The organism is Actinomadura sp. NPDC048032 (assembly GCF_040653175.1).
Classification (GTDB): Bacteria; Actinomycetota; Actinomycetes; order Streptosporangiales; family Streptosporangiaceae; genus Spirillospora; species Spirillospora verrucosospora.
Map to the genome: position 1 here is coordinate 1 of NZ_JBEZJP010000445.1, position 6,712 is coordinate 6,712.

Consider the following 6,712-nt stretch of genomic DNA (forward strand, 5'->3'; position numbering starts at 1 on the left):
CCGGTGCCCGCGGTCGAAGCGGTAGTCCATCGCCGGGAGCGTCACCGTGACCTCGCCGCCGTAGATGGCCAGGTCCCCTGGTCGTGCCTCACTGACGGGGAGGGCTCGTCCCGCGGCCCGCCATTGCCAGACGCCCGCCCACCGGTGGGCCGGTGTCCCCGTCGGGCTGTTCCAGTACGCCTTCGTGGCCCCGGCTTTGTCGATCACCCAGCTCACGAAGTCGGCGCACCAGGGCTCACCGTTGTACTGGTTGTACTGGTTGAGGTTGTTGTCGCGGCCGCCTCTGTCTCCCGTCCCGATCAGTGACGTCGCCACGCTGATGACCCGGGCGGCAGATCCGTCACCGCCCTGGTACACCGGTGTCGACGGGGAGAGCGGGGTGCCGGACAGGCTCTTGCCGGCACTGTCGAACGGCGGGATGACGCCGCCGAAGAACCAGGCGTAGTCGACGGCGACCTTCTGCAGGGGCAGGGCCACGCTCTCGGAGGTGCCGAGCCGCGACCAGGCGTCACTGTCCTGCGAGCCGACCGGCACGCTGATCTCCTTCAGCGGACGTGGCGCCAGCCGCGGGATCACCAGGCCGTCCCGGCCGGACACCGGATCGGCCCGCCGATTGGCCTCCTCCCTGGCCTGGTAGAAACTGGCCAGGCCTTTGAGATTGGCGGCGTCCGCACCGCCGGACAGGTCCGTGGCGATCCGGGAGAGCGTGGCGCTGTACCCCGCCGACCAGGAGCCGACCACGCAGGCCTTGTCGTCTATGGGATCAGGGATCCCGTATGTCGTCTCCAGAGCCTGCAGTTTCGGCTCCCAGGTCGTGTGCAGCGACGTGGCGTCCGGCGGGTCCTGCAGCGTGGCAAAGGCCGCCGAGTGCGGAGCCATCGCCGTGAGGAAGCGCCTCATCACTGCGGTGCACGCGTCCGACGGGGTGTAGTCCTCCTGCGCGGGCCCGACCCTGGAGAAGAGCCCGAGGTCGTTGCCCATCGCGATGCTGATCTTCTGCCAGCCGCCGACCATCGGCTGGAAGACGCCGAGGTCGTGCGGACGATCCTTGGGCGGGACCTTCTCGACGGACAGCACCAGATCGGCGGCGCCGGCGATGTCGCCGTCCACGTCGCACCGGTTCTCGATGTGGGCCTCCTCCGCCTCCTTCTTGGTCATCGGGAAGACGCCCTGGCGATCGTCCTTGGAGTTGTCGCACTCGTCGGTCTTCCAGTGCCCGGCCCCGTAGCTGACCGACAGGGCCTCGTTGACGAGGATCCCCGTGGCGGTGGCCCGGTCGGTCTCGACGGTGTAGCCGAAGTCGCCCTTCTGGTCGTAGGAGCCGCCGCTGACCAGATAGAGGTCCTGGAGGCGCGTGGCCTCGCAGCGCCAGATCGAAATGATCTTGAAGCTGACCGGCCACGGTCTGCTCGGGTCGTCCGGCGGGGGGACCGCGCACGGAGCGCCGGGGTCGGGGCTGCGGTCCATGAAGATCCCGGAGGTCTCGATGACCTTGCTCCAGTACCTGCGGGCGCCGGCCTGGTCCTTCCCGTCGCCGTCGGCCTTCCAGCGGGGGCTCTTCGGGTCGCGGTGCACTTTCTCCGCCGCCTTGACCAGCTCGAAGGCGACGAAGTACGAGGACTGGCACGGGTTCTGCGGATCGAGATCGTGCATCCGCATCTGGCCCGATGCCGCGGGGGTCAGCAGGTACGGACCGGAGCCCTGATCGTCCTTGCCGCCGATGTCGGGGTCCGGATCGGCGACGTCGCAGCCGCCCGCGTGCAGGCCCGTTGCCGCGGTCTCCGACGACCCGGCGCCCGCCCGGAACGCGGCGTCCTGGACCCCGGGCCCGCCGGGCGCGACGAGGAACGAGGCGGGCTGGACTCCGCCCGGGCCGGCTCCGGCCGGGTGGTCCCGTGCCGCGGCCCGCATCTTCGACATCACGCCGTCCGCGTACTTCCAGGCCGTCGGGTTGAAATCACACGCCCCCGGACACTGGTGCCACTTCTCCGGGGAGTCCCCCCAGCTGCCGGTGAAGTGCTCGACCGCGACCTGCTGCCACTTGTGGAACCTGTTCCAATTGGTGAGGACGTCCCTTTTGGCCCGGCGGTCCTGCACGCTCGGCGGTGCTTGGCACGCCCTCCGGTAGCCCGCGTAGTTGTTCCAGGTGCTCGTGATGTACTGGTAGGCGCCGCAGGCGCTGCTCTTCTTCGTCCCGGCGTTCTTGGTGTAGTCGCCGCCCGATTCCTGCATGCGCAGCGCCCAGAGGAACCAGCCGAGCTGGTGGCTGAGATCCCCGTCCGGCGGCGCGACGTGATCGTCGTCGGTGCCCGGCACGGTGGCGGCCGAGCCGGCCCCGGTGACCCCCTGGACGGGCCCCGGCCCGGCGCCGACGGTGTTGCTGACGTTCGTGTTCGTGCCCCCGTCGGCGGAGCCGTCCCCGCCGGGGACCTCCTTCGCCTCGCGCCCCGGATCGCGATCGACGTTGTCGTACGGGCTGTAGCGGGCGAAGTCGGTCTGCGCCTTGGCCAGACCCGCCAGAATGGTCCAGGGCACTTCGGAGTAGTCCTGCGCGCTGCCCGACGTCTGCTCCGACGCCTGCTTCAGGATCTGCTGCCAGCCTCCGGGAAAGTACGCGGCGACCTTTTCGTCCGAGGCCGCCTCCGGCTGCGACTCCGGGCCGTCGTCGACGTCGACGCCCAGAATCATTGCGGCGATCAGCACGATGCACAGGAACGGGACGAGGACCGGCAGCCCGACGCCCAGCAGCACCTTGAGCTTCCCGTGCTGATTCTCCTTGTCCGACCCCGTACCGCCGGCCTTCTCCTTCTTGTTGTCGCTCTTGGTGTACTTGGCCTGGAAACCTTTCCAGAACGACTCCGGCACGAACCGCCCGGCGACAGACCCCTTGAGCCTCCGCATCACCAACCAGCGGCCGAGCCTATTGCTCATGACCCTGTCGAAGACCCCGGGCGCGTACCGGTCGAGATAGCGGCCGAGAGCGAAGTTGGCGCCCTGGCCCGCGCCATGGGCGATCTTCTCGCCCGTGGAATCGCCTTCCGGCATCGACAGGCCGTACCTGCCCGCGACCTCCTCGGCGGCGTTCTTCGCGGCGTTCCTGGCGGCGCTCTTGGCGGCGTCCGCCACCGCCTTCTTGACCCCGCCCGAGGACGTGTCGTCGTTTCCGGGCGCATCCTCTGGAGCATGGGGGCCCGCGGCCGGGCTGCCCGCACGCTGCCCGGTGAGCGGGTTGGCCGTAGACGGGATCTTGACCGGCCCCCCGCGCAACCCGGCGTCGCCGTAGGGGACTCGGCCCCGCCCGTCCGCACCCCGATCGCTTCGCGACTGCTCGGCGAGGATGTCCTGGACGTTCTCCGGCCTCAGGGCCGCCGCGGCGATGCGGGGGTCCGACTCCAGCGCGGATGCTTCCTCCGGCGTGAGCTCGGCCAGATCGTCCAGAGGCGCGCCCTCTGCCACCGGCCGCAATTCCTCCGCCGCCCCGGGCCGAGGTAAGTCCGACGAAGGCTCACCGTCGTCCGGGGGCTGAGGTACTGATTCCCAGTTAGACCACAGGTTGGCCTTGTCATCCATCCAGGGCATTCCCCGTTACCTCGGTCCCGCTGCCTTGCTCAGCTCTAAAGTGGTCCCCGGCACAAAAGCTGCTCGGATACCACCGTCCGTCAGGTCGCGGCGGGCGCAAGCCGGATATCGGACTGCGGGCCTGCAAGCCGCGACCATTCCCGGACCCTGTCAGGGCAGCATCATCCATGACGCTGCTGATCAGCGCGACGGAATTTGAATTGGCCTTCTCGCCGCCGGGTCGCCGACCTCCCGCGGTCCGACCATTCAGGTCGTTGGAGTGGTTCCCGGCTGCGGCCCTTCGATGAGCTCGGCGAAGCGCGGGAAATGCTCGTCCGGAAGGGAGCCGCCCACGGTCAGGCCGAGCTGGTCGGTGACGGGGTGCGCCGGTTCGGCCGCCAAGGTCAGGTCAGCGTCCACGTAGATGATGACGTGGGCGATTCGAGGGTCGCCGGTGAAGTTGGGTGTGGCGCTGTGGGCGAGGCGAGAGTTGTGGAATGTGCAGTCGCCCGCGCGCAGGGGAACCGTGACGCGCCGTTCCCACAGCAGTTCGGGCGCCACGGCGAACATGTCGGCATGGTCGGACAGATCCTGTGGTCGCAGGCCGTCCAGGTGCTGGGAGCCCGGGATGAACGTCATGCAGCCGCGGTCGACCGGCACGTCCACCAGCGCCACCCAGGCCGAGAGCGCATGCCGTGAACCGGCGTGCGGCCAGTACGGCTGGTCCTGGTGGAACTCTGTCGCGGCCCCGTTCCTCGGCTCTTTGATCAGCAGCTGGTCGTGCCACAGCCGCAGCGGGATCCCCGCCAGCCGGGCGGCGATGGCCGCCAGGTCGGGGTTCAGGGTGAGCTCGCGCAGCGTCTCGTCGTGACGCCACAGCTGGAGCAGTTGCGTGAAGATCGTCCCGTTGTGGTGGTCCCGGACGGTGGTGCGGGCCGCCATCGCGGCTTCGGCGAACCTGCCCGCGTCGGCCCGGGAGATCACTCCGGGCAGGTGGACGAAACCGTCACGGCGATACGCTGACACGGTGTCCTCGGAGAGGTCGTCCGGAGTGGTGCGGGTTTCGGCACCGGCTGCTGCCATGGCTGTCTTCCTTGCCTTCTGGAGGTTGGCGTCTCGACAACTGTCGCCGCCGCCTCCGCCGGGCGGCTAGCACGAGAGCCCGACAGGCGTAGCACGATCTTGACAAGCGTTAATCGAGGGGAGGTCCGGTGCATCGCGTGCGGCATGCGGAGGTTTTTCCGCCGGGTCGGCCGCCCATCGCCGCCGAGCGGTTCGAGCTGCGGAGCGACACCGCCTCTCACAGCCATGACTTCATCGAGCTCGCCGTCGTCACCGGTGGCACCGCCACGCACGTCTCGGCCGCGGGCGAGCAGCCTCTCGTCCGCGGCGCGGTGACGATGCTCCGTCCGGGCGACTGGCACGGTTACCGCGACTGCGACCGCCTGACCGTCTACAACCTGTATGTCAGCCCGGAGGCCTTTCGACACGAGCTGGCCTGGCTGCGCGCCGCCCCGCACATCGGCCGCTCATTGCACGTCGCCGGCCGATCCGGCCGGCCTGCCGGTCACCCGTTGCGGCTGGACCCCACGGCGCTGCGAGTGGTCGAAACCGGCCTGGCGGAAACCGCGGGTGAGCCCGGTTCCGATCCGGCCCTTCGTCCCGGCCCGGTCTACGCGGTGTGGGTCGGGATCCTGCTCTGCCTTCTGGGCGGGGTAGAAGCACATGGCTCCACGGGCGCCACCGGCGAACGAACCGACCACGTCCACCCCGCTGTATTGGCCGCAGTGCAGTCCTTGGAGAGCGATATCGAGCGGGCGTGGAACCTGGACGAGCTCGCCTCCACGGTGAACTTGTCGCCTCCCTACCTGACTCGTATGTTCACAGCGCATCTCGGAGTTCCGCCCATGACCTATCTGGGCAGGCTGCGAGCAGAGCGCGCGGCGGCGCTCCTCATCGAGACCGACCTGTCCGTTGCAGCGATCGGAAGGCTCGTCGGCTGGCACGATCCGAACTACGCGAGCCGCCGGTTCCGGCACTTCTTCGCCCTCAGCCCGGCCGCGTACCGCACCCGGTTCCGCCCCGGCGGGTAACAGACGATGTTCTGATCGTTGCGCCACCCCCTGGTCACCGCGACGCTCGCCACGACGATGCACCGGATGTCCGGCGGCCGGTTCGCGCTCGGCCTGGGGCGGGGAGAGGCGGTCGTCGGGCACGACGGTCCCGCCGGAAGCCATCCGTACCTCAGCCAGGACCCCGCGTTCCGCGAAGACATTCCGATCATGCTCGTGGCGATGGGCGAGCGCACCCTGGAGTTCGCCGGCCGGGTCGCCGACGGGGTCGTCCTGCACACCTTCTTCACCGACCGGACCCTGGCCCGTGCGGTCTCCTCGATCCGCCGGGGCGCCGCGGCGGCGGGCCGCGACCCCGCTTCGGTGCGGGTGTGGTCGGTCCTGGCCACGGTCGGCGACCATCTGGACGAGGAGGCCCGCCTGCGCAAGCTGGTCGGCCGCCTGGCCACCTACCTGCAGGGTTACGGGGACCTGCTGGTCCGGGTCAACGAGTGGGATCCGGCCGACCTGGCCCGTTTCCGCGCCGACGACCTGGTCGACGGCTACCCCGGGGCCTTCGACGCGCTCGCCACGCCGGACGAACTCCGCCACCTCGCCGGGCTGCTCCCCGAGCACTGGCTGGAGGCGGCGGCGACCGGCTCTCCCGAACGGTGCGCGCGACGCGTCCTCGCCCAGTTCGACGCCGGCGCCGACAGCGTGGTCCTGCACGGCGCCACCCCCGCCGAGCTGGCCCCGATCATCGACGCCTACCGGGCGGTGCGACCCGCCGACCGGTTCGAGGGCCTGCCTCGTAACCCAGGCCGCGCCCGTGCGGGGCAGCCGTGACCGGCGGCGGGCCCGGCGTCGCCGCGGTCGACTGGCAGACCCTCACCGTCGGCCTGCCCGCCCGCGACCTGGCCGCCGCCTACCACCGCGCTCTGGCCGGCCACGGCGTGACCGGTTACTCCCTTGAGCAGTGCTGGGACGACTACGCCTTCGCCCTTACCGGTGCCACAGCACGGTCTGGGTGCCGTACGGTACCTCCGACTGGCTGACTGCCGGCCCGCTGAACGAGGGGAGTCCCGTGAGCGGGCGGCGGGCAA

General features: G+C 70.2%; 4 protein-coding genes. 2 read left to right on the forward strand and 2 right to left on the reverse strand.

The features are described 5' to 3' along the window. Together AB0C69_RS35825 and AB0C69_RS35830 are read right to left on the reverse strand one after the other, a co-directional pair. The coding region (locus AB0C69_RS35825) for a hypothetical protein (protein ID WP_360359806.1) at window positions 1-3,456 on the reverse strand (3,456 nt) is incomplete at its 3' end. Window positions 3,457-3,825: 369 nt separating this feature from the next. Next, window positions 3,826-4,641 (reverse strand): phytanoyl-CoA dioxygenase family protein, encoded by an 816-nt coding sequence (locus AB0C69_RS35830; RefSeq protein ID WP_360359809.1) that lies wholly within the window; start codon window positions 4,639-4,641, stop codon window positions 3,826-3,828. A 128-nt stretch (window positions 4,642-4,769) separates the two neighbouring features. On the opposite strand from AB0C69_RS35830, the gene AB0C69_RS35835 reads away from it, so the two are divergent. Continuing rightward, window positions 4,770-5,651 carry an AraC family transcriptional regulator gene (locus tag AB0C69_RS35835; RefSeq protein WP_360359812.1) on the forward strand — a complete coding sequence of 294 codons (882 nt, stop codon included), beginning with the start codon at window positions 4,770-4,772 and terminating at the stop codon, window positions 5,649-5,651. Between the two features lie 18 nt (window positions 5,652-5,669). Next, a complete protein-coding gene (locus AB0C69_RS35840) occupies window positions 5,670-6,455 on the forward strand; it encodes an LLM class flavin-dependent oxidoreductase (RefSeq protein ID WP_360359815.1) in 786 nt (261 codons plus the stop codon). Window positions 6,456-6,712 lie beyond the last annotated feature (257 nt).

What these genes read in the sequence shown, in the direction of transcription:
- AB0C69_RS35830 (WP_360359809.1), bottom strand. Translation starts at nt 4,641, where the DNA reads ATGGCAGCAGCCGGTGCCGAAACCCGCACCACTCCGGACGACCTCTCC.